Genomic DNA, 20,350 nt, shown 5'->3' on the forward strand with positions numbered 1-20,350 from the left:
TTTTGTTAGAGGCTCTAAGCCCGGGCGACGTCAGCAAACACTTCAACCCCGGGTCCGTTACGCCCGGGTCACCACCCGCAGAGAAGTCGATCCGGCATGACGTCCGGGTCGAAACCAGCAGAGAGAAGGACTCGGTAAGATGAGCAGGCACGTAAGGCAACGCGCTTCCAGCGCGGGGGGCATCGGATCCCCGGGATCCACAGGAGGGGGCGACCGAAATGCGTCGAGCCCGGCGCGGCTGGCCCTCATCCGACGGCTGATGCAGGGCGTCGTGGATGCCGGCGCGTCGGCGGCGGTGACGGTCGACGGTCTCAACCCGACGGACGAGTTCGCCTTGGTTCTGGTGGAGATCACGCGGCCCGACGCCGGAACGACGCTGTTCCCCACGGACGAGGCCGACATGATCGACCGTGCCGTCCATGCCGCGCGTATCCGGTCCGCGGGGACCAAACCGAACGACTGAGCCGAGGCTGGCCGACGCCGCCTCGTAGGCCGGGTCACCACTCCCGACCGGCCTGAGACCCAACCCCCAACCAGGAACGTCGAAGAGGCGCGGCTACCCCCGGTAGCCCGGCCGGACACCCATGCCTCGTGTCGGCCGATCCGCCCCCTCCGAGACCTTTCCGCAGCTTCGAAAGAGGACGTGATGTTGCGTATCCACGACCATGAAGACGGACCGGCCGAAGCCGGGGAGATCGCGCTGTTGCTGCAGGGCGCGCTCACCTTGCAGGAGGTTGCCGAGCGGCTCGGCATCAGCCTGCGACACGTCCAGGGACACGTCGACGACGGCAGCCTCGTAGCCATCGACGTCGGACGGGGCGGCGACCGTCGCAGCCTGCGGGTGCTGACCGACGACCTGGAAGGCTTCGTGAAGCGGCGACGGACCGCGGTGGCCAAGGCGGCACCGTTCCCGAATGCGCTGGCCGGACGACCGAAGCCCCTCCCGGCAAACCCCGACTACGCCCAGCGGCGCGCCGCCCGGCTGGCCCGCAGGAAGCCCTGAGCCATGCCCCGGGATTTCCGGCCGTTCGCCCGGGGGCCTCCAGCCCCCACAGCCAAACCCTCAATTCCCAAAGTCATTCGCGTCAGCAAACCCGAAACCCATCAATCCAGGAAAAGAGAGGACGAAGACATGTCAGAGAGCCATGGCGTCTGGAATCCGCAAAACTCCAAGTTCTACTACTGCTCCTTCACCGTCGCGGGCAACCGCTTCAACGGTTCGACGAAGCTGGCCTCCAAGAAGGAAGCCATCTCATTCGCCCGTCGGTGGAAGGAGAGCGAGGTCGAGAAGATCAAGAAGGCGGCCGCCGACGGTGCAGTGAGCATGACGCTCATCGATGCCGTCACCCGCTTCATGCGGGAGGTCGGGGACAGCTACGTGAAGGCCGAGGACTACGACATCGGCTTCGACTGGCTGATCGACAAGATCGGGCCGCACACCCCGCTGGCCGAGATCGACGACGACATGGTCGCGAGGCTCGTCGCCCTCCGGCTCGGTGAGCACAGGTTCGGCCGCCCCGAGAACGGTTTCATCTCGAAGGCCACCGTCAACCTCCGCGTCGTCAAGCGCCTGAGTGCGCTCCTCGGCCGGGCCAGGAAGAACTGGAAGGTGCCGTTGCCCGCCGAGCCCAGGTGGAAGTCTCACCTGACGCCAGGCCAGCGCCGGGTGAGGACGATGACGGTGGCGGAGGAATTGGCGTTCGAAAAGGTCGCCGGCGACTTCTGGCCGCTCGTCCTGTTCATCCTGCTCTCCGGACTGCGCCGGAGGGACGCGCTCATCCGCTGGAGCCAGGTCGACTACGAGGCCAACGTCATCAGGGTCAAGATGAAGGGCGGCAGGGACCACGAGGTGGTCATCACCGCGGAGATCCGAGCCCTCCTCGACGCCGAGGCGGCAGCGGGCCGACACCGCGAGTTCGTCTGGCAGTACACCCGGCAATGCGGGGAGTTGTCTGGACGGCGTGCACCCATCGGTTACGCGGCCGCCATGCACCGGTTCAGACGCATCTGCCGCGAGGCCGGGATCGAGAACCTGACCCTGCACGACCTGCGCCGTACGGCGGGCGAGCGGATGTACCGGGCGACCGGCGACATCGCGGCGGTGTCGAAGTTCCTCGGCCACACAAGCATCGAGCTGACGCAGCGGTACTACGTCCATGTGATCCCGGATGACGTCGAGCTCCGGATGATCGCAACCGCGTATGCTCGGCAGGTCATGCGCGAACGGGCGCTGGCCCGCGAGACCATCCACTGACACGCCCATACCACGGCGCGACCGCGAGCCGCCTCCGACCCGGGGGCGGCTCTTTCCGTTCCAGACATCGGATGCCGGTGCGGACGACGAGGCCGGGCTCAGTGCGCCATGAGCACCGGGATGCGGGCGTGCTCCACGACGTGGCGGGTGACGCCGCCAAGCAGGAACTCGCGCACGCGGCTATGGGTGTAGGCCCCCAGCGCCAACATCGAGGCGTCCCCCCGCCCGGCCTCGGCCAGTATAGCCGCGCCGACCGAGGGCCCGTCCCCAACGTCGAGGGTAGCCGCCTCCGCCACGATGCCGTGCCAGCGCAGGTAGCCGCATAGGTCCGCCGCCCGCGCCTCCTCGAAGCGCTCAGTCCGCGCGTGGACCACGGTGACCCGGGCGGCCTCGTGCAAGAGCGTGATGGACTGCCCGATCAGGCGCGTCGCCTCCAGGCTGCCGTTCCAGGCGATCATGACGTGGTCCAGCAGGTCGTACGGGACGGTCTCGCCGACCATCATCGTCGGGCGCCCCACCGAGAACAGCGCCGTGTCGAGCGCCCGCCCGGTGAACGGATGTGCCGGGTCGGGCCGGTCGACGATGACGAGGTCGCTGACGCGGCCCGCCAGGGTCAGGAGCGGCTCGACCTCGCCCGACAGTTCGGTCCAGGTCGCGAAGGTGGCGTCCAGCCGCCCGCCCGACATCCCGAATGCCACCCCCTCGCGGGCGCACCACGCGCGCAAGGCCGCCTGAGCCTCGGCCGCGGACTCCCGCACGCCCCGCTCGATGGCCTCGATGGTCGCGCAATCCATCGGCACGAGGCCCGCCATCCCGGCGAGCACGTGCTCCGGGCCCGGCGCCATGAAGCTGACGCCGATATGCGCGTGCAGCGGCCGACCGAGCCTCAGGGCCGCATCGAGCCGTTTGGTCGGGTCGATGCCCGGAGCGGTGGGGACAAGGAGGCAGCGCAGGAACATCGGGGTCTCCTCGCTCAGCGTTCGAGGCTTTTGAGGTAGGCGATCAGGGCCTCGGCCTCGTCCGGGTCAAACCGGAACTCCGGCATGCTGGGGTGGCCCGTGCGGATGCCCTCCGCGAGCGCCTCGCCGAGGTCCTCGACGGGGTAGCGCGTGTGCAACTCGCGGAAGGGCGGCGCTACCCGCAGGGGGCTCGCGCCGGCCCGCCCGACGGCGTGGCAGCGGGCGCAGTTGGTCCTGGCGAGCGTCTCGCCCTGCTTGACCTGCCGGTCCCAGGCCAAGGCGGCATGAGTCGGATGAAGGATGGCGAGCAGCGCCAGGGTGCCCGCCGGAAGGGTGGTTGCCAAGCGCATCAGTGGCTCATCAGGCAGCAGACGGGCGTCGTCGTCAGGACGTCGCGGGTGGCCCCCCCGAAGACCCACTCGCGTAGGCGGCTATGCCCGTAGGCGCCCATCACGATCAGGTCGGCGTCCTCGCGCCGGGCGAACCGAAGGATCTCGTCCGCGGCGCCGATCTCCGGCTTGTGCAGCAGGTGCGTCGTGACGGTGACGCCATGGCCGGAGAGGTAGGCGGTGACGTCCTCGGCGCCCTCGTCGTCGGCCCCGGGGCCCACGACCGCCACGTGGACCTCATCCGCCCGGGTCAGGAACGGTAACGCGTCGTGGACGGCCCGGCGCGCCTCGCGCGTGTCCTTCCAGGCAACGACGACCCGCTTCGCCGCGAGGCTTTCCACGCCCGGCGGCGCGATCAGGACCGGACGCCCGACCTCCATCAGGAGTGCCCCGGCCGGCACGCCCATCGGACCCGGGTCGCCGTCCGCGGGACCGTGCCGTCCGACAATGACGATGTCCGCGGCGCGTGCCTGCGCGGCGAGGTAGGCCAGGGGGCTGGTCGGGGCCGAGCGCCAGTCAGTCCTGTGCGCCGCCCCGGCCTCGCGCTCGAACAGGGCCTTGGCCGCCGCGATCTGCTCGTCCGCCAAGCGCTCCTCGATGGCCCAGACGCGCTCGACCTCGATCATGTCGCCGACCGGCATGGGAGCCAGGACCGGGCGCGCCGCGACGCCGATCAGCGTGGCCTCGCAACGCTCGGCGAGGCTCGCCGCCAGTTGGACGCGGTCCGCCGCCGCGGCCCCGAGGTCGACCGAGACCATGATGTTGGAGATCTTCATGACCGTCTCCCGCCGCCGGAAATCCGGCTCCATTCGGGTAGCGTGGCCCTGGTCCGAGGCGCCGGCCTTGATCCATCTCAAGCAGCGCGACCGGCAGCAGGCCAACCTCAGCAGGCGAGCGTCAGGCGGTCGTCGACGGCCCGGACCCCCGGGGCCGACCACGCGGCCCGCTCGGCGAGTTCGCGCTCGCGCCAGACATCGACGCACCCGTCGAGGGTGACCTTGTCGCCGTCGACGTGCACGCGGATCGTGTCCGGGTCCCGGGCGCTGCGCCGCAGGGCCGCGAGGATCCTGTCCTTCACCTCGGCGGCGCGTGCCGGCGGCTTCACCGCGATGAGGTTGACGATGTCGGTGACGCCGGCCAGCCGCCGCAGCGCCTTATCGACGGCCGCCTTCTGATGGTAGTACGGCACGCATCCCTGCAGCGTGACGCAGCCCTTCTCGACCTTGAGCGTGACCGAGTCCCGGGGGACGCGCGCGTCCCACTCGATGACCCGGGCGCAGCGTTCGGCCAAGGCCTCGTCGCCGACGGCCGGGTCGTCAGGGTAACGGACCGTGATCCGCTCTACCACGCCGCGTACGCCTCGGACCCGGAGCGTGACGCGTTCGGCGATGCCCTTCTCGGCGTAGTTCCGGACATGCCCGGTCAGCGTCACGATGCCGTTCTCGACCGTGACGCCGATCTGCGCCGCGTCGATCATCGGGGCGTACTCCAACTCGTCGAGCACGTGCCGGTGCACGGTGATGTCGTCCATCGCCGGTCTCCTCGCTCCGTCGGGGTTCAGAGGGCGAGCCAAAGCAGCGCCGGCGTCACCGCCGACGCCGCAATGGCCAGGGCCAGGGCCTGCAGGCTTCCGATGCTCCGGTAGCGGTAGCCATCGGTGACGACCCGTCGGCCCGCGTCGTTCAGCGGCGCCAGTCCGACCGGTACCCGCACGCGGCGTACCGTCCGGATTTGGGTGGTTCGAAGCACCAGGGTCATCGTTCGCTCCCGTCTTGCCTGACGGGGGACATCCTGCCGGCCCTCGCCGGGCGCGCTTTGATCCACCTCAACGCCGCCGGTCCGGTCCGCCGGCACGGTCTACGCCGGGATGAACACCCCCGGGAGGCCGGCATGGACGCGACGCACGGAACGAGGGAGCGCCAAGAAGGCGGACATCGAGGCGACCGGCGTGCGCCGACGTTCGTGCCGGGACCGCTCGGACCTGACAGCCTCCGGAGGATCGACGCCTACTGGCGGGCCGCGAACTACCTGTCGGTCGGCCAGATCTACCTCATGGCCAACCCGCTCCTGCGCGAGCCGCTGCAACCCGAGCACGTCAAGCCGCGGCTCCTCGGCCACTGGGGCACGACGCCAGGCCTCAACTTCATCTACGCGCACCTGAACCGGGTCATCAGCCAGCGCGATCTCGACATGATCGCGGTCTGGGGACCGGGTCACGGCGCGCCGGGGCTCGTGGCGAACGCGTACCTAGAGGGCACCTACAGCGAGATCTACCCCGACGTCGCCCGAGACCTCGACGGCTTGGCGCGCCTGTTCCGGCAGTTCTCGTTTCCCGGGGGCATCCCGAGCCACGCCTCGCCGGAGCTGCCGGGCTCCATCCACGAGGGCGGCGAGCTCGGCTATTCCTTGGCTCACGCGTTCGGGGCAGCCCTCGACAATCCCGGCCTCACCGTCGCCTGCGTGGTCGGCGACGGCGAGGCCGAGACCGGGCCGCTCGCCGCCTCCTGGCACTCGAACAAGTTCCTGGACCCGATGACGGACGGCACCGTGCTGCCGATCCTGCACCTCAACGGCTACAAGATCGCCAACCCGACGCTCCTCGCGCGCATGCCCGGGGCCGAGTTGCGCAGCCTCCTCGTCGGCTACGGCTACGAGCCGACCTTCGTCGAGGGCGACGAGCCGGCCCCGATGCACCAAGCCATGGCCACCGCCCTCGATGCGTCCTTCGACGCCATCGCGGAGATCCGCAGGCGCGCCGTCCGCGGCGAGCCAGGGCGTCCGCGGTGGCCCATGATCGTGCTGCGCAGCCCCAAGGGCTGGACGGGGCCGGACCGGGTGGACGGCAAGCCCGTCGAGGGCACCTGGCGCTCGCACCAAGTGCCCGTGGCGGCCGTGCGGGATGACGCGGAGCACCGCGCGATCCTGGAGGCTTGGCTGCGCTCCTACAGGCCGGAGGAGTTGTTCGCCGAGGACGGCTCGCTCGTACCCGACCTCGCGACACTTCCGCCCAAAGGAGCGCGGCGCATATCGGCCAACCCGCACGCCAACGCGCACGGGAGCGCCCCGCTACGCCTACCGGACCTAGGCCGCGTCGCCGTTGCCGTGCCGGAACCCGGCCGCACCAGGGGCGAGGCCACCCGCGCGCTCGGGACCTACCTTCGGGAGGTGATGACGCTGAACGCGCGGAGCCGGAACTTCCGCCTGATGGGGCCGGACGAGACCGCCTCGAACCGCCTCGACGCGGTCTTCGAGGTGACCGGCCGGGCCTGGCAGGAGGAGATCGTCCCCGGCGACGACCACCTCCGGCGCGACGGCCGAGTCATGGAGGTGCTGAGCGAACACCTCTGCGAGGGCTGGCTGGAGGGTTACGTGCTGACCGGGCGGCACGGCCTGTTCGCCACCTACGAGGCCTTCGCCCACGTCGTCGATTCCATGGTGAACCAGCACGCCAAGTGGCTGAAGTCCTCGCGCGACCTGCCCTGGCGCCGGCCGGTCCCGTCCCTGAACATCCTACTCTCGTCCCACGTCTGGCGGCAGGACCACAACGGCTTCAGCCACCAGGACCCGGGCTTCATCGACTTCGTGGCGAACAAGCGCGGGGACACGGCGCGGATCTACCTGCCGCCGGACGCGAACACGCTTCTCTGCGCCATGGACCACTGCCTGCGGACCCACGACCGCATCAACGTCGTCGTGGCCGGTAAGCAGCCCGCCCTGCAGTGGCTGAGCCTGGACGAGGCCGTCCGGCACTGCGCCGCCGGCGTCGGGACCTGGGAATGGGCCTCGAACGAGGGCGAGGCGGAGCCCGACGTGGTGATGGCCTGCGCTGGCGACGTCCCGACCCAGGAGACGCTCGCCGCGGTGGACTGGCTGCGCCGGCACGTCCCGGAGATGCGGGTCCGGGTCGTCAACGTGGTCGACCTGATGACGCTGCCGGCGCCCGGGACGCACCCGCACGGGCTCGACGACCCGACCTTCGACAGCCTGTTCACGCGCGACCGGCCGGTGGTGTTCGCCTACCACGGCTATCCGTGGCTGATCCACAGGCTGACCTACAAGCGTACGAACCACGGAAACTTCCACGTCCACGGCTTCATCGAGGAGGGCACGACGACGACGCCCTTCGACATGTGCGTGCTGAACCGGCTCGACCGGTTCCACCTCGCCCAGGCCGCAATCCGGTCCGTGGCACGACTGGGCGCCCGCGCCGCGCATGCCGAGGAGGCGCTCCGGGACGCGTTGGCCGCCCATCGCGAGCACGTCCGCCGGACAGGCGACGACCTGCCGGAGGTGCGGGACTGGACCTGGTCGGGACGGCACGCGCCCGAGGACCACGACCGCCGGATCGAGGGTGACATCATGCAGTGCGGCCCGACCGACGCGGACGAGCCCGGCCGGTCGGGCACCGTGGACGGTTGGACGGTCGTCACCTGAGAGCGCACGATGATCCTCGTTCTCAACGCCGGATCGTCCAGCCTGCGCTGTGCCCTGTTCCGGCCCGGCGTCGACGCACCGGTCTGGCGCACCCACGTCGCCGGCACCGGGACGCACCCGAAGCTGTCGGTCGATGGCGAGCCGGTGGTCGGCGAACGGCCACCACAGGGTGACCACGCGACCGTCGCCCGCTGGCTGTTCGACCGACTGCCCTACGCGCCGACGGCGGCCGGTCACCGCGTCGTCCATGGCGGCTTGCGCCACGCGGCGCCGGTCCGCCTCGATGCGGACGTCATGGTCACGTTGGAGGGACTGGTGCCGCTGGCACCGGCGCACCAGCCGCAGGCCCTGGCCTGCATCCGGGCGGTCGGGGAGACGTGGCCGCGCCTGCCGCAGGTCGCCTGTTTCGATACGGCCTTCCACAGGACGCAGGATCGGCTCGCCCAACTCTACCCGCTGCCGCGCGCCCTCCTCGATGTGGGGCTCGTGCGCTTCGGCTTCCACGGGCTGTCCTACGCCCATCTCGCCCGAAGTTATCCAACAGGGCGGGTACTGGCCGCCCATCTCGGGCACGGGGCGAGCCTGTGCGCGATCCGGGACGGGCGCAGCGTCGCCACGACGATGGGCTTCACGACGCTCGATGGGGTGATGATGGGCACCCGCAGCGGGGCGGTCGACCCCGGCCTCGTGCTGCACCTGATCCGGGAGCGTGGCCTGTCGCCCGACGCGGTGGCCGAGCTCCTGAACGAGCGGTCGGGCCTTCTCGGCGTCTCCGGTATCAGCGACGACGTGCGGGTCCTGGAGGCGAGCGACGCGCCGGGCGCGCGTGAGGCCCTGGACCTGTTCGCTTACCGGATCGTGCGGGAAGCGGGCTCCCTCATCGCCGCACTCGGCGGGGTCGACGCCGTCGTCTTCACCGGCGGCATCGGCGAGCATGCCGCGCAGGTCCGCGTCGCGGTCTGTCGCGGGCTTGCATTCGCGGGCGTCGCGCTCGACGACGTGGCCAATGCCGGCGGCGAGGCGAGGATCGAGGCGCCCGGCTCGGCGGTCACGATCCGCATCGTGCCCGCGAACGAGGAGCGCGAGATCGCCCTGTCGGTGACCGAAGCGCTCGCCCTGACGTGAGCGCGCCTGTCGCCGGGCAAGCCACTGCGAGACTTCCCGGTCAGGACGTCGGGTGTTCGCCCTTCAGGTAAGCGGGATCGAACTCGGCGACCTCGGCCAGCCCGTCCCAATCCTCGATGGTCATCCACCGGCATCGCCACGAGATTAGCCCGGCCTGGCGAAGCCTCTTCAGGGTGCGGTTCGCGTGGACCGACGTCAGGCCCATGGCGCTGCCGAATTCCGCCTGCGTCAACGGCATGGGAAACCGGGACGCCTCGGCGATGCCGGCGGCCGCCGCCCGCGTGAAGAGTTCGCAAATCAGGTGCGCGAACCCTTCGTACGCCGGGCGGTGGGCTGCGTTCAGGAGCCAGCGGCGGGCGGTGGCCAGCTCGACCGCCGTTTCGAAATGCACCATGCGGCCGATGCCGGAATGCCGCTCCATGAGGTCCCGCAAGGCATCGTGCGGGATGACCACGACGCGACAGGGCGTGAGCGAGGCGACCACGTGATCCACCCGCCGACGGACGAGGCCCTGCAGGTCCAGGAAATCCCCGGGAAGCTGCAGGGCGAGGATCTGGGGCCGGGCGGTCTCCAGGGGGATGTACCGGCAGGTCCAGCCATCCAGGAGGAGCCGGCATTCGGCCGGTTCGTCGTCCTCGCGCACGATCTCCCGGTCGGCCTCGACCGTGACGACCCGTGACACGGACGCGGCGAGGGCATCGGCCTCGTGGGCCGGAACACCGGACCGATCCAGCTTGCGCCTGAGGGTTAAGGTCCAGTCCACGCCTGACGCATGGATCGGACCGCGAACGGTCTTCCCATTGCCCGGTTGCGGCCCTCGCGGCGGCGTCGACGGATACGTCGGGCCGGGAGGTGGCTCGCGCCGGTCGTAGGCATTCGGTTGGTTCGTCCTCGAACGTATCTCCCCGTCGGCCATGGACATGATGCGCCCCCTAGTTCCACGGAACGGAAGACAGGTTGCCGGCTCGATGCGACCCCGCTTTGCGGTGAATCAAAAAATCGGTCCGGACCACCGTCCGCCCTGCCTGGCCCGAACCCGGTCCGGCGGCATTCCCCGCAGGCCGGCCTGACGGTCGGCGGCGGAAGGGCGCCTAAACCGTGTCCGGGCTCCGACCCGGCGCCCGCTCGCGCTCGCCGTCCCCGTGACCGACGTCGAGGCCGAAGAGGCAGTCGCCCATATCGACCGGCTGCGCCCATCGATACAGGAGCCGGTCGACCTCGCCCGCCCAGGCGAGCGGGAGGTCGAGCCAGAAGGTGCGCCACAGCGTCAGCAAGGCATTCTCCGCGAGCTCGAAATCCGAGCGCGGAGGGTGGGACGGAAGGGTCGTCGATGCCTGCCTCATGGCCTAAGCCCCCGCCTCGACGCGGCTGACGTGGGAGACCCTGAAGGTGCGGTAGGTCTCGTCGCCGGCATCGCGGATCGAGACGTACTCGCCCTCGACGAAGGCGTGTGTGCCGAGGTGGTAACCGGGCTCGTCGTCCTCGTTCGTCCAGTCGGCATAGTCGATCAGCCAGGTCGCCCCGCCCTCTCCGCCGGCGCGGTGGACGAGGCGGCCATGGCGGTCGCGCTCGCCGACCCAGAACCGTCGCACCCGGCAGTGGTCCCGGGTCTCGCGCCAGAGCGCCGCGTCGAGGCGCCCGTCCGGTCCGAGCGGAGCAACGATCTGGTAGCCCCGCCCTACGCTGCCATCCGGATGCTCCGGGCAGCGCGCCAGCGTCAGGGTCACGCGGAACATCGCGGCCGGGGCAGCCCCGGTCTCGGGCCGCGGCCCGAGCGGCGGTGCGACTGCATCGGACCCGTGCATCTCTACGGACATGGTGGTCCTCCTCAACTCAGGGCGACGATGCGGTCCTCGACGGCGCGGACGCCCGGCACCGACCAGGCCGCGCGCTCGGCGGCGTCGCGCTCCGTCCAGGCCGACACCGCCCCCTCCAGCGTGACCTTGTCGCCCGTGACGGTGACCTTGATCCCGTCCGCCTCGAACATGACGCTGCGCCGGAACGCCTCCAGGATCTTGTCCTTGACCGCATCCGGGCGGGCCTCGGGCCTGACCTCGATGTGGTTCGTCACCCCGTGCACACCGGTGAGCTTGCGGACCGCCGCCTCGGCGCCCGCCGACTGGTACTGCCAGTGAACCGCGCCGGTGAGGGTGACCCAGCCACCGGCGACCGTCACCTGGATGGCCCGCTTCGGCAGGTGGACGGACCAGTCGATGATGGCCAGCGCCCGCGCGGCGATCTGGTCGTCGGCGACCTTCTTCGCGTCCGCGTATCGGACCTGGATCTCTTGGGCGATGGCGCGCACGCCCCGGACGCGCCGGACGGCGCGCTCGGCCTCGACCTTCTCGGCGTAGCTGCCGACGTGGCCGGTGAGCGTCACGATGCCGTCCGAGACGGCGACGCCGATGTCGCCCGCGTCGAGGCTGGGGTCGAAGTCGAGCTCGTCGAGAACGTCGCGGCGCAGGTCCTTGTCGGTCATGGCGCTTCTCCTCATGGCCTCTCTCCCGTTCATGCCGGATGGCGTGGTGGGCAGCGGCCGGGTGATCCTGCCCGGCCTAGACGGAGGAGCCTTGATCCAGCGCAACACCCACGCGGCGCTCGGCCCTCGCCAGTGCGGCGCAGCGCTCCGTCTCCTTCCGCAGGTGCGGAAGTGTCGCCCCGATGCCCGCGGCCGCCAGGTCCGATTGGAGCCGCGTGATCATCGTCTCGTCGTCGGCCACGACGGCACAATCCGTGAAGGCGGTGACGTACGCTTCGGCCGCCGGCCCGCTCAGGGCCATCCGTTCGCAGGCCCAGCTAGCCAGGAGCCGGTTGCGCCTGTTGCGGGTGTGGAAGCGCGCCTCCTCCTCCAGGACGAAACGTTGCTCGTAGGCCCGCTCGCGCTCGTCGAATGTCGTGGCCATGGTCTCCTCCCCGATACCGGCTTGGGTTGTCTTCAATCCTCGACAACGCGTCGGAGCCGGGCGCGTCGGAGGCTGACCTGACGCCCGCCCGCGCGAAGCAGCGCCCCGTCCTCCTCCAGTTGCGAGAAGGTCCGCGACACGGTCTCGATGGTTAGGCCAAGGTGATCCGCGATGTCGCGTCGGGTCATCGGCAGCGCGAAGGTGCTCGTGCCGCCGAGACGCTCGTCGACCTCCATCAGGAAGGTCGCGACGCGCTCCACCGCCGAACGCCGACCGAGCAGCAGCATGTGGTCCTGGGCGTAGCGAAGGCCGCTCGCCGCCATGGTCCAGAGCTGGCAGGCCACCTCGGCGCTGCGGGCCGCGGCGCGTTCGATCCCGCGACGCTTGAAGATCACCACCTGGGTGTCCGACAGGGCCTCGGCCGTGTGCCGATGCGTCTCGCCCTGCTCCAGGCCGAACAGGTCGCCGGGCAAGTGGAAGCCGGTGATCTGGCGCCGCCCGTCGTTCAGGACCTTGTGGGTGCGCACCGCGCCGCGGACGACCTTGTAGACGAACTCGGCTTCCTCGCCCTCGCCGTAGATCTCTTCCTCGCGGTCATAGGCGAACGGGGTGCCGATGAGCTCGGGGCAGCCCGCGAAAAGGGCGGTACCGGGTTTGCCGCCGACAGTGACTTTCGCGGTCGCGGGCGAAGTCGGGGACAGGGTGATCTCGGCGGCCATCGCATCTCTCCTCGTCCGAAATCGGATGGCGGGAGATTGCCGGGACCGGGCGTCCTGAAAAATTCCGGTCGGTCGCTTAAGCAGGTCCGCGTAAGGGCAATTACGTATGCGTGCTCGGCGATCAGGGGTGCGCGACAGTCACGAGGCCCCATGCGTGTATGGGATCGTGCAGCACGAAGACGCCGTTGCGGCCCGCGGCCAGCGAGCACAGGGCCGTGGCAAGCCCATAGGCGACGACGCCCAGAACCAGCGTCACGGAGTCGGCGAGACGCCTGAGGGCGTGAATGGCGACGCAGCCGGCGGTGAACGACGACGCTACGAGGATCGCCAAGGGGTCGAGAGGCATCGCGCCGCTCCGGAACGCGGTTGGTCCGATGGTCCTGGGAGGGGCCGCGGCCAAGCGATGGGCTTCCGCGGCCCCTCCGGCGATGAAAGATGCCTCAGACCGAACGCGCCAGGGGCGAAACGAAAAGCCGCCAGAGTTCGAACGCGGCGAGGACGGCCACTGCGAGCCCGATGCCCACGTGCAGCCACACCGGGTACCGCAGGTCCGCGAAGCCGAGCGCCCACGGGGCGATGGACACCCAGAGGCCGGCGGCGAGGTTGATGTATTCCTCCCAGTCGTAGGACTTGGCGAGGGCGAGCGCCGCGACGACGGTGATGGCGCCGCCACAGACGAAGGCATTGCGCGCCGCTGCGGTCTCGCTCCCGAGTCCCAGGTACCAGGGCGCCATGAGGAGCGCGACGCCCAGCAGCGCGTTCAGCGCGTTCGGGATCATGTCCTCCATCCGGTTCTCTATGGTCCGCATTGTCGCCTCCTTACGGAACGGGGGCACCGGAGCCGGGGACGCCGAATGCCGGGCCCTTGGCGGCAGACGGCCTGCCACCTTCTGAGGCCGAGCATCCGGCAATGTCGCATCGAAGCTTTGATGTGGCTCAAGGAGCGCGAGGGGCGTCCGTCGTCACACCCCGTAGCCACTCGACCTGCGTGAAGCCGGGGCCTGGACCTCGCCTGCTCATACCGACGGAGAATGGTGCCCATGCGTGCAGCCCGCCGCGGGACTTCGCGGGCGCGGCGGCTTACGCGGAACGGCCCAGGGCCCACGTAGAGGGGACCGCGTGCGCCTTCCCCGTTCCGGCTGGTTCACAGTTTGGCGCAAGAGCCGCGGAGCGACCTTGATCTGACGCAAGCCGACGAGGACCAAAGGCATGAGGATCAGGCCCGAGGCGTGTCAGCAGCCGAATATTGAGGACTGGGTCCCATGCCCGGGTTCTCTCCAGACCCATGCTTGCCGTCCGGACTGCCGTCGGTGTTTCTCTGAAGCTGCCGTTCGTGAGCTCTCCGGCAACTTCGCTCTGGGGTGAAGAGCTGGCGCCAGGCAACTTCCGTAACGTGAGCGGCTCACCTGCTCCACCGCGATCTGATCAGCTCTGTCACAGGACATCGTTCAAGTTCTTGATGTCAAAAATAATGCAGATTATCAATTACCAAGACGATAGTGCCTCGTTCACTTTGGACTCAAAAATCTGCATCCAAGCTGCAATAACTGAACTCGTTGCTCCGGGCGGGTTCAGCCTGAGTTTAATTCGTCGCAAGGCTTCGCCTCCGCTCACCGCCGCAAGGCTTACATTTTTTCTTGCTGAAATGCCCGAAATCGTATCATGCAGCCAGATTTCATAGGCAACCTGCTCGGCAAGCGCCTCAAATTCGTAGACTGTGCCATAATATCCCGTCAGCCATTCCTCAGGCGAAGTCCGCGTGGATACGTGCTTATGCCATTCTTTCTGCACGATTGCTGCCATGATGAAAGATGCTGAATCACGTTCACTTTGATTTTTATGTACCAACTCATGACATAGTGCGCCACCGACCGATCCAATAACATCTGCTGGTGCGGTTCTGGGTCGTTGAAGACTTCCGATTCGAAGCGAAATGCTTTTACTTCCTGCGGATGCCTCGATAGCTTCGAGGTCGTTCAATGGCTTTAATGCGACCGAAACGGCGAGGGGGCACCCCGCGAATATATCGGTGGCTATGCTTGTGTACCGACCGTCGAGGGCAGGTGCGCCATTGGCGATGATGTCGTCAACGATGGCCTGAGCCACTCCTTGTATGAGCGGCAGGTGCGAGGAAGGGGTCCAAATCATTCCTGCTGGTAGCCTATCGATGCCATCGAAGCACTTCGAGAATTGTATAGGATTAGCACGCAGGGGATCTCTACGCCGGGTCGGAGGTATGGGCGGCAACCTCGTCCGCTGTCTCGCGTAGCCCCACCCAAGAGCGGTCGGCGGCAATCCACCCTTCTCGGACGCTTCCGAGTGAGTAGGAGAAGTCTGCTTTGCACCGCTTGAGCGTAGGGCATGGCCGGGCCGTGCTGGTGCTACCACTCAGGCTCGGGGGGCCGAAACATGGGCGGCATCCTCGGCGAGCAAGCCGAGGAGCGCGTCGAAAACCAGCGGCTTATCGACCAGGGGAATGCCCGCCGCCCTTGCCCGAGTCCGGATGCCCGGGTCTGGATGGCCGGTGATCAGCACGACCGGAACATGAGCGTCGAGCTTGCGCAGACGGCCGAACACCTCAAGGCCGTCCATCCCCGCCATGACCTGGTCGAGCAGCACGAAGGCCGGTTGCGGGCCGGGAAAGGCGGCCAGCAGTTCGCTACCGTCGGAGAAGGTCTCGACGCGATGGCCTTCGCACTCGATCAGGAAGCGCGTGGAGTGCAAGACGGCGGGGTCGTCGTCCACGACGTATATGAGGCTCTGAGGGGCCGATGGCATGGCGGTCGCCCTTCGGTGTGGCGCTCGGTCGAAGCCGCCATCATGCGTGGGTGGATCGGGCGCTCGCCTTGACCTGCCTCAAGCCGGCGTCAGGCGAGCCCGCCCAGCACCGACCAGCGCACCAGTTCCTGCAGGCTCTCCGCCCGCGTCTTGGCCATGAGCTTGGCCCGGTAGATCTCGACGGTGCGCGGGCTGATGTCGAGCGTCCGGCCGATCTCCTTGCTGGTGCGGCCGGCGACGAGGTGGTCCAGGACCTGCCGCTCGCGCTCGCTCAAGGTTCCGACGCGTCGCACGAACTCGCGCAGCGTCGGGTCGGCCGCTCCGGCGATCCCGCCACGCTCCAAGGCCGACCTCAGCGCCTGGATGAGCGCCTCGTCGTCGAACGGCTTCTCGATGAAGTCGCAGGCGCCGAGCTTCATCGCCTCCACCGCGAGAGGCACGTCCCCGTGCCCCGTCATCATCACCACCGGCAAGGCGTGCCCCGCAGCCCGCAGGCGGCGCAGCAGTTCCAGCCCGTCGATGCCGGGCATGCGGATGTCGGTCAGGACGCATCCCGCGGCCGGCTTGGTCAGCCCGTCGAGCAGGTCCGCCCCGGCCTCGTAGAGCCGGACCTCGAACCCCTCGGTCCCGAGCAGGAAGCCGAGGGAGTCCCGCATGGCCGGGTCGTCGTCCACGACGTGCACCACGTCAGTCGCCATCGGGCAGGTCCCCCACACGGGCGGCCGGGAGCGTCAGCCGGAAGGTCGCCCCGCCGGTGCCGTTGCGTTCGACGTCGAGGCGCCCGCCATGCGCCTCGACGATGGTGCGGCAAATCGAGAGCCCGACGCCCATGCCGCTCCGCTTCGTGGTGACGAACGGTTGGAACAGCCTGTCGGCGACCTCCGCGGCGATGCCGGGCCCGGTATCCGAAACGGCGATCTCGACCGTCTCCCCGCCGATTGGCCTCGCCTCGACGGTCAGTTCGCGCCTGTCGCCCTGCTGCATGGCCTCGCGGGCGTTGCGCAGGAGGTTCACCAAGACCTGCTGCACCTGCACCCGGTCGGCGAGGACGGAGCCGACCCGCGGGTCGACGACGACGCGCGCGACGATGCCCTGCTCGCGGGCTCCGACCAGCGCCAGCGCGCTGGCCTCTTCGATCAGCCTCGCGACCGGCTCGACCCGCCTTTCGGTTTCGCCGCGGGCGACGAACTCGCGCAGGCGCCGGATGATCTGGCCGGCCCGCAGCGCCTGCTCGGCGGCCTTGCCGAGAACCTCCACCGTCTTGGCGATGGCCTCGGGGCCAGGGCGTGCCAGCAGGCGGCGGCAGCCCTTGGTGTAGTTCGCGATGGCGCCGAGCGGCTGGTTCAGCTCGTGCGCGAGCGCGGAGGCCATCTCGCCCATCGCACTCAGGCGGGAGACGTGGGCGAGCTCGGACTGAAGTTCCTGGAGGCGGGCCTGGGTGCGCTGATGCTCGGTGAGGTCGTTGATGAAGCCGGTGAAGTAGACCTGTTCGCCCGAGCGCATCTCGCCGATGGCGAGCTCCATCGGGAAGGTTGAGCCGTCCCGCCTCCGGCCGGTCACGACCCGGTTGGTGCCGATGATGCGGCGTTCCCGGGTCCGGCGGTAGCGGTCGAGGTAGCCGTCGTGCTCGCCCTGCATCGGCTCAGGCATCAGGATGCGGACGTTCCGCCCGACCGCCTCGTCGGCCGCGTAGCCGAACAGGCGCTCGGCGGCGGCGCTGAACGAGTGGATCAGGCCCGCCTCGTCGATGACGACCATCGCCTCGGGCACGGTGTCGAGGATCGAGCGCAGGTGCGCCTCTCGCGCCCGGATGTCCTCCTCGGCCCGCTTCTGCTCGTCGATGCTAAGCACCACCCCGCGATGGCGCGCCGGCCGACCGTCCGCGTCGAGGCTCACCCTCCCGCGCGAGCGCAGCCAGCAGACGTGGCCGTCGGGGCGCACGACGCGGTAGTCGACCTCGTAGCTTCCGCCATCCCGCAAGGCCCGCTGGATGGCGTCCGCCCGGCCCTGCCGGTCGTCCGGGTGCACGAGGGCCTGTGAGGCGGCGAAGGTGGTCAGCCGCTCGGGCGGCACCCCGAACAGGCGCGCGCAGGTCGGCGAGACGGTGGCGCGTCCGGTGGGGATGTCCAGCGACCAGACGCAGATGCCGACCTCGTCGAGGGTCTGACGAAGTTCGTCGTTCGCCTGCGTGGCGTCACGCCAACGGTCGGCGCTGGGCATGTCGACGGGGTCCGTCATCGAGCGCACCCGGAAAGGTCCTGCGCGCGGCCGTCATGGAACTCGCCTGTGTCCACCCGTAGGGCGTCTGCATCGCGCATCCGGTCATTACTGCGATTCCGCTACGGGGAACAGCCGCCGGTGCGTATTCGCGGCCGACGCCGAGTAGTTCTTTGGTCCGAGCCGTCGCCGATGCCGCGCCGCCCGAGCCGCTTGAGGTGGATCAACGCGGTGCCGCCACGACGGGAGGAACCTTTGGGTCGGCTCAACCCGGAGAACTCCCATGTCCAGACCCAGCCCTTCGCCCCTGGCGGGCATCCGCGACGTCCTCGTCGGGACCGCCGTGGAAGGCGAGCGCGAGGAGGCCTCGTCGGCCATCGGCTACGGCCTGACCTTGGCCAAGGCCGCAGGCGCCCACCTCACCGTCCAGTCGGCCTCGTGGCGCCTCTCGGGCGACGACGCCTGGCTCGGCGAGTTCGACTACGAAGGCGTCTCGGTTATGGACCGCCGGCTCGACGCGTTAGCCCGCTCCGTCGCCGAGCGCTCGGCCGGGGATGCCGCGCAGGCCGGCGTCGTCTGCACGACCGAGGCGCCGAGCCTGCCGTATCCGGAGATCGTGAACCGTCTCGCCGCCCGTGCGCGCCTGCACGACCTGACGGTCCTGGACATCGGTCCGCGCAAGTACGACCTCGACCGTGAGATGATCGAGAAGGCGCTGTTCCACAGCGGCCGGCCGGTCATCGCCGTACCGCCGGGACACGACGCCTTCGCGGCGCGGCGGATCATCGTCGCCTGGGACGGCAGCGCGCAGGCCGCGCGGGCGGCCAATGACGCCATGCCGTTCCTGCGTTCGGCCGATGCGGTCGAGATCGTCTCGGTCGGCACCGAGGCGGAGATCCATGAGGCGGTGCCGGGCGCCGAGTTCGCGCCCCATCTCGCCCGGCATGGGGTCAACGTCAGCGTCAACGACCTGCCGAAGGGAGAGAGCGTCGCCGAAACGTTGCGCGCCCAGGCCGGGTTGTTCCGGGCGGACATGATCGTGATGGGCGCCTACCGGCACGCCCCGATCCGCGAATACTTCTTCGGTGGCGTGACGCGCTCATTCCTCAGGGGCAGCCCGGCACCCCTGTTCCTGTCCCGCTGAAGCCTGGAGGCTGACGATGACCGAGCGAGATCCTCGACGGAGCGTCGCGACCGACCGGGCATTGCGGCCGCGGAAACGCGCTCGCCTGTCCGAGCCGGCTGCGGCGCAGTCGAAGGCCGATGAGGCACCACCCCAGGTGCGGGCGCCGAACAGGATCGAATGGCCGGGCCCGCTGAACGAGGAGGAGCGCGCCGCGTTGGAGGCTGGCTGGGGCTTCGTCGAGTGAGGTGCACGTCGTAATCGAGGCCGCCGCGGACCGCATCCGCGGCGGCCTCGATTATGGGCGCAGTCCATGGCGCAGACCTTCCAGATCGGCCGTTAGGTCGGCGGCATCGGCGGGGGTGAGCCGAAAGTCGGGCATGGCCGGATGCCGGCGGTCCACGCCCTCCACAAGCACATCGGCGAGGTCGCCGACCGGGAAGTGGTCGGCGAGGGTGCGGAAGGACGGCGCCTCGCGCATCGGGCTGGTCCGCCTCGGGCCGACCGCGTGGCAGCGCCCGCAATGCGCCCGGGCGAACGCCAGGCCGCGGTCCGCCGGGGACGCCGAGGCCTGCGGCGCGACGAGGGCCAGGATGATCGGCGCCGATACCCTGAGGATGGCGAGGGACCAGCGCATCAGTGGCACATCAGGCAACAGACCTGCGCGCGTTCGAGGACCTCGCGCGTGACGCCCCCGAAGATCCATTCCCGCAGGCGCGAATGGCCGTAGGCGCCCATGACGATGAGGTCTGCGTCCTGCCGCAGGGCGAAGTCCAGGATCTCGCCGCCGTCGCTGTCGGTCGCCTGTAGGGAGTGGGTCGTCGCGTGCGCGCCGTGCCGCGCGAGATGACCGGCCACGGCCTTCGTCCCTTCGTGCCGCCCGTCGCCTCCGACCGTCACGACCGCGACCTCGTCGGCACCGTGGAGGAAGGGAAGCACCGCCGAAACCGCCCGCCGTGCCTCCGGACCGTCTTTCCAGGCGACGACGATGCGGGCCGCATGCAAGTGCACGAGCCGGGGCGGCACGACGAGGACGGGCCGTCCCGCCTCCATCAGCACCGGCCCGGGCGGCACGCCCAGCGGACCCGGGTCGTCGTCGCCCCGCCCGCGCCGGCCCACGACGACGAGGTCGGCGGCGCGCGCCTGTTCGACGAGATGCGTGATCGGCCCGGCGAGCGCGGCCTGCCACTCCGTGCGGATTTCCTCCCCGGCGCTGCGCTCGAACATGGCGTGGGCCTGTTCGAGGATCTCGCGGACCAGCGCCTCGTTGCGCTCTTCCTGTCTGGCCGCGTCGTAGACGTCGCGCACCAGGATGGGAACCGGAACCTGATGGGCCGCCGCGCCCGTGAGGGTCGCCGCGAAGCGTCGCGCCAACCCTGCGGCCAGGCGCACCCGGTCCGGTGCCGCGTCGCCGAGGTCGGCGGAAACGAGGATGCTCGCGAAGTTCAT

At 69.6% G+C, this 20,350-nt stretch carries 26 protein-coding genes; 7 read left to right on the top strand and 19 right to left on the bottom strand.

What is annotated here, in order from left to right:
- Positions 1 to 259 precede the first annotated feature (259 nt).
- The 3 genes from MFF54_RS02940 (at position 260) to MFF54_RS02950 (ending at position 2,254) form a co-directional block, all read left to right on the top strand.
- The gene (locus MFF54_RS02940) at positions 260 to 463 is read left to right on the top strand and encodes a hypothetical protein (protein WP_238301156.1); all 204 of its coding nucleotides are present in this window, start codon (positions 260 to 262) and stop codon (positions 461 to 463) included.
- A gap of 183 nt (positions 464 to 646) precedes the next feature.
- Positions 647 to 1,003: a helix-turn-helix domain-containing protein gene (locus tag MFF54_RS02945; protein WP_238301157.1), complete on the top strand. Its 357-nt coding sequence runs from the start codon at positions 647 to 649 to the stop codon at positions 1,001 to 1,003.
- A gap of 3 nt (positions 1,004 to 1,006) precedes the next feature.
- Positions 1,007 to 2,254 (top strand): tyrosine-type recombinase/integrase, encoded by a 1,248-nt coding sequence (locus MFF54_RS02950; protein WP_238301158.1) that lies wholly within the window; start codon positions 1,007 to 1,009, stop codon positions 2,252 to 2,254.
- A 98-nt stretch (positions 2,255 to 2,352) separates the two neighbouring features.
- On the opposite strand, the gene MFF54_RS02955 is transcribed toward MFF54_RS02950, so the two are convergent.
- From MFF54_RS02955 to MFF54_RS02975, 5 genes are all read right to left on the bottom strand, one after another.
- Positions 2,353 to 3,213, bottom strand: a complete 861-nt coding sequence (locus MFF54_RS02955) for a universal stress protein (RefSeq protein WP_238301159.1) — start codon at positions 3,211 to 3,213, stop codon at positions 2,353 to 2,355.
- Positions 3,214 to 3,227: 14 nt separating this feature from the next.
- On the bottom strand, positions 3,228 to 3,563 hold the full coding sequence (locus tag MFF54_RS02960; protein ID WP_238301160.1) for a c-type cytochrome: 336 nt from the start codon (positions 3,561 to 3,563) through the stop codon (positions 3,228 to 3,230).
- Positions 3,563 to 4,378: a universal stress protein gene (locus tag MFF54_RS02965; RefSeq protein ID WP_238301161.1), complete on the bottom strand. Its 816-nt coding sequence runs from the start codon at positions 4,376 to 4,378 to the stop codon at positions 3,563 to 3,565. Before MFF54_RS02965 ends, MFF54_RS02960 begins: the two co-directional genes overlap by 1 nt.
- 107 nt (positions 4,379 to 4,485) lie before the next feature.
- Positions 4,486 to 5,133, bottom strand: coding sequence for a BON domain-containing protein (locus tag MFF54_RS02970; RefSeq protein WP_238301162.1), 648 nt, complete (start codon positions 5,131 to 5,133; stop codon positions 4,486 to 4,488).
- A 26-nt stretch (positions 5,134 to 5,159) separates the two neighbouring features.
- Positions 5,160 to 5,360, bottom strand: a complete 201-nt coding sequence (locus MFF54_RS02975) for a hypothetical protein (protein ID WP_238301163.1) — start codon at positions 5,358 to 5,360, stop codon at positions 5,160 to 5,162.
- A gap of 132 nt (positions 5,361 to 5,492) precedes the next feature.
- Here MFF54_RS02975 and MFF54_RS02980 point away from each other — a divergent pair, with 132 nt between their 5' ends.
- Both MFF54_RS02980 and MFF54_RS02985 read left to right on the top strand, forming a co-directional pair.
- Complete coding sequence (locus MFF54_RS02980) at positions 5,493 to 8,036, top strand: phosphoketolase family protein (protein WP_238301164.1); 2,544 nt, start codon at positions 5,493 to 5,495, stop codon at positions 8,034 to 8,036.
- 9 nt (positions 8,037 to 8,045) lie between these two features.
- Positions 8,046 to 9,161, top strand: coding sequence for an acetate/propionate family kinase (locus tag MFF54_RS02985; protein WP_238301165.1), 1,116 nt, complete (start codon positions 8,046 to 8,048; stop codon positions 9,159 to 9,161).
- A 40-nt stretch (positions 9,162 to 9,201) separates the two neighbouring features.
- Here MFF54_RS02985 and MFF54_RS02990 read toward each other — a convergent pair whose 3' ends face one another.
- The 12 genes from MFF54_RS02990 to MFF54_RS03045 all read right to left on the bottom strand — a co-directional run bounded on the left by MFF54_RS02990 (position 9,202) and on the right by MFF54_RS03045 (position 17,799).
- Positions 9,202 to 9,924, bottom strand: a complete 723-nt coding sequence (locus MFF54_RS02990; RefSeq protein ID WP_238301166.1) for a Crp/Fnr family transcriptional regulator — start codon at positions 9,922 to 9,924, stop codon at positions 9,202 to 9,204.
- 328 nt (positions 9,925 to 10,252) lie between these two features.
- Positions 10,253 to 10,435, bottom strand: a complete 183-nt coding sequence (locus MFF54_RS02995; RefSeq protein ID WP_238301167.1) for a hypothetical protein — start codon at positions 10,433 to 10,435, stop codon at positions 10,253 to 10,255.
- 72 nt (positions 10,436 to 10,507) lie between these two features.
- On the bottom strand, positions 10,508 to 10,978 hold the full coding sequence (locus tag MFF54_RS03000) for a hypothetical protein (RefSeq protein WP_238301168.1): 471 nt from the start codon (positions 10,976 to 10,978) through the stop codon (positions 10,508 to 10,510).
- An 11-nt stretch (positions 10,979 to 10,989) separates the two neighbouring features.
- Positions 10,990 to 11,640, bottom strand: a complete 651-nt coding sequence (locus MFF54_RS03005; protein ID WP_238301169.1) for a BON domain-containing protein — start codon at positions 11,638 to 11,640, stop codon at positions 10,990 to 10,992.
- 76 nt (positions 11,641 to 11,716) lie between these two features.
- The gene (locus tag MFF54_RS03010) at positions 11,717 to 12,064 is read right to left on the bottom strand and encodes a DUF1476 domain-containing protein (RefSeq protein ID WP_238301170.1); all 348 of its coding nucleotides are present in this window, start codon (positions 12,062 to 12,064) and stop codon (positions 11,717 to 11,719) included.
- A 32-nt stretch (positions 12,065 to 12,096) separates the two neighbouring features.
- Positions 12,097 to 12,783: a helix-turn-helix domain-containing protein gene (locus MFF54_RS03015; protein WP_238301171.1), complete on the bottom strand. Its 687-nt coding sequence runs from the start codon at positions 12,781 to 12,783 to the stop codon at positions 12,097 to 12,099.
- A 121-nt stretch (positions 12,784 to 12,904) separates the two neighbouring features.
- On the bottom strand, positions 12,905 to 13,129 hold the full coding sequence (locus MFF54_RS03020) for a hypothetical protein (RefSeq protein ID WP_238301172.1): 225 nt from the start codon (positions 13,127 to 13,129) through the stop codon (positions 12,905 to 12,907).
- A gap of 94 nt (positions 13,130 to 13,223) precedes the next feature.
- The gene (locus MFF54_RS03025) at positions 13,224 to 13,571 is read right to left on the bottom strand and encodes an SPW repeat protein (RefSeq protein WP_370880318.1); all 348 of its coding nucleotides are present in this window, start codon (positions 13,569 to 13,571) and stop codon (positions 13,224 to 13,226) included.
- Positions 13,572 to 14,268: 697 nt separating this feature from the next.
- Positions 14,269 to 14,931: a hypothetical protein gene (locus MFF54_RS03030; RefSeq protein WP_238301174.1), complete on the bottom strand. Its 663-nt coding sequence runs from the start codon at positions 14,929 to 14,931 to the stop codon at positions 14,269 to 14,271.
- Between the two features lie 240 nt (positions 14,932 to 15,171).
- The gene (locus MFF54_RS03035) at positions 15,172 to 15,561 is read right to left on the bottom strand and encodes a response regulator transcription factor (RefSeq protein ID WP_238301175.1); all 390 of its coding nucleotides are present in this window, start codon (positions 15,559 to 15,561) and stop codon (positions 15,172 to 15,174) included.
- Between the two features lie 89 nt (positions 15,562 to 15,650).
- On the bottom strand, positions 15,651 to 16,259 hold the full coding sequence (gene fixJ, locus MFF54_RS03040; RefSeq protein WP_238301176.1) for a response regulator FixJ: 609 nt from the start codon (positions 16,257 to 16,259) through the stop codon (positions 15,651 to 15,653).
- A complete protein-coding gene (locus MFF54_RS03045) occupies positions 16,249 to 17,799 on the bottom strand; it encodes a PAS domain-containing sensor histidine kinase (protein WP_238301177.1) in 1,551 nt (516 codons plus the stop codon). Before MFF54_RS03045 ends, fixJ begins: the two co-directional genes overlap by 11 nt.
- Positions 17,800 to 18,061: 262 nt before the next feature.
- Between MFF54_RS03045 and MFF54_RS03050 the strand changes: the two genes are divergently transcribed.
- Both MFF54_RS03050 and MFF54_RS03055 read left to right on the top strand, forming a co-directional pair.
- Positions 18,062 to 18,922 (top strand): universal stress protein, encoded by an 861-nt coding sequence (locus MFF54_RS03050; protein ID WP_238301178.1) that lies wholly within the window; start codon positions 18,062 to 18,064, stop codon positions 18,920 to 18,922.
- A 16-nt stretch (positions 18,923 to 18,938) separates the two neighbouring features.
- Positions 18,939 to 19,148, top strand: coding sequence for a hypothetical protein (locus MFF54_RS03055; protein ID WP_238301179.1), 210 nt, complete (start codon positions 18,939 to 18,941; stop codon positions 19,146 to 19,148).
- 51 nt (positions 19,149 to 19,199) lie between these two features.
- Here the strand turns inward: MFF54_RS03055 and MFF54_RS03060 are convergent, their stop codons facing one another.
- Complete coding sequence (locus MFF54_RS03060) at positions 19,200 to 19,538, bottom strand: c-type cytochrome (protein WP_238301180.1); 339 nt, start codon at positions 19,536 to 19,538, stop codon at positions 19,200 to 19,202.
- Entirely contained in the window at positions 19,538 to 20,350 is an 813-nt protein-coding gene (locus MFF54_RS03065) for a universal stress protein (protein ID WP_238301181.1), read from the bottom strand. Before MFF54_RS03065 ends, MFF54_RS03060 begins: the two co-directional genes overlap by 1 nt.

This window comes from Methylobacterium gregans, from assembly GCF_022179245.1.
GTDB classification, from domain to species: Bacteria; Pseudomonadota; Alphaproteobacteria; order Rhizobiales; family Beijerinckiaceae; genus Methylobacterium; species Methylobacterium gregans.

Bases quoted from the DNA above. Each gene is read 5' to 3' on its own strand.
- MFF54_RS03015 (WP_238301171.1), bottom strand. From the start codon at position 12,783: ATGGCCGCCGAGATCACCCTGTCCCCGACTTCGCCCGCGACCGCGAAA.
- MFF54_RS03025 (WP_370880318.1), bottom strand. From the start codon at position 13,571: ATGGAGGACATGATCCCGAACGCGCTGAACGCGCTGCTGGGCGTCGCG.
- MFF54_RS03065 (WP_238301181.1), bottom strand. From the start codon at position 20,350: ATGAACTTCGCGAGCATCCTCGTTTCCGCCGACCTCGGCGACGCGGCA.
- fixJ (WP_238301176.1), bottom strand. From the start codon at position 16,259: ATGGCGACTGACGTGGTGCACGTCGTGGACGACGACCCGGCCATGCGG.
- MFF54_RS02950 (WP_238301158.1), top strand. From the start codon at position 1,007: ATGCCCCGGGATTTCCGGCCGTTCGCCCGGGGGCCTCCAGCCCCCACA.
- MFF54_RS03045 (WP_238301177.1), bottom strand. From the start codon at position 17,799: ATGACGGACCCCGTCGACATGCCCAGCGCCGACCGTTGGCGTGACGCC.
- MFF54_RS03010 (WP_238301170.1), bottom strand. From the start codon at position 12,064: ATGGCCACGACATTCGACGAGCGCGAGCGGGCCTACGAGCAACGTTTC.
- MFF54_RS02955 (WP_238301159.1), bottom strand. From the start codon at position 3,213: ATGTTCCTGCGCTGCCTCCTTGTCCCCACCGCTCCGGGCATCGACCCG.
- MFF54_RS03060 (WP_238301180.1), bottom strand. From the start codon at position 19,538: ATGCGCTGGTCCCTCGCCATCCTCAGGGTATCGGCGCCGATCATCCTG.
- MFF54_RS02985 (WP_238301165.1), top strand. From the start codon at position 8,046: ATGATCCTCGTTCTCAACGCCGGATCGTCCAGCCTGCGCTGTGCCCTG.
- MFF54_RS02970 (WP_238301162.1), bottom strand. From the start codon at position 5,133: ATGGACGACATCACCGTGCACCGGCACGTGCTCGACGAGTTGGAGTAC.
- MFF54_RS02965 (WP_238301161.1), bottom strand. From the start codon at position 4,378: ATGAAGATCTCCAACATCATGGTCTCGGTCGACCTCGGGGCCGCGGCG.
- MFF54_RS03030 (WP_238301174.1), bottom strand. From the start codon at position 14,931: ATGATTTGGACCCCTTCCTCGCACCTGCCGCTCATACAAGGAGTGGCT.
- MFF54_RS02940 (WP_238301156.1), top strand. From the start codon at position 260: ATGCAGGGCGTCGTGGATGCCGGCGCGTCGGCGGCGGTGACGGTCGAC.
- MFF54_RS02975 (WP_238301163.1), bottom strand. From the start codon at position 5,360: ATGACCCTGGTGCTTCGAACCACCCAAATCCGGACGGTACGCCGCGTG.
- MFF54_RS02960 (WP_238301160.1), bottom strand. From the start codon at position 3,563: ATGCGCTTGGCAACCACCCTTCCGGCGGGCACCCTGGCGCTGCTCGCC.
- MFF54_RS03055 (WP_238301179.1), top strand. From the start codon at position 18,939: ATGACCGAGCGAGATCCTCGACGGAGCGTCGCGACCGACCGGGCATTG.
- MFF54_RS02945 (WP_238301157.1), top strand. From the start codon at position 647: ATGTTGCGTATCCACGACCATGAAGACGGACCGGCCGAAGCCGGGGAG.
- MFF54_RS03005 (WP_238301169.1), bottom strand. From the start codon at position 11,640: ATGACCGACAAGGACCTGCGCCGCGACGTTCTCGACGAGCTCGACTTC.
- MFF54_RS03035 (WP_238301175.1), bottom strand. From the start codon at position 15,561: ATGCCATCGGCCCCTCAGAGCCTCATATACGTCGTGGACGACGACCCC.
- MFF54_RS02980 (WP_238301164.1), top strand. From the start codon at position 5,493: ATGGACGCGACGCACGGAACGAGGGAGCGCCAAGAAGGCGGACATCGA.
- MFF54_RS03020 (WP_238301172.1), bottom strand. From the start codon at position 13,129: ATGCCTCTCGACCCCTTGGCGATCCTCGTAGCGTCGTCGTTCACCGCC.
- MFF54_RS03000 (WP_238301168.1), bottom strand. From the start codon at position 10,978: ATGTCCGTAGAGATGCACGGGTCCGATGCAGTCGCACCGCCGCTCGGG.
- MFF54_RS03050 (WP_238301178.1), top strand. From the start codon at position 18,062: ATGTCCAGACCCAGCCCTTCGCCCCTGGCGGGCATCCGCGACGTCCTC.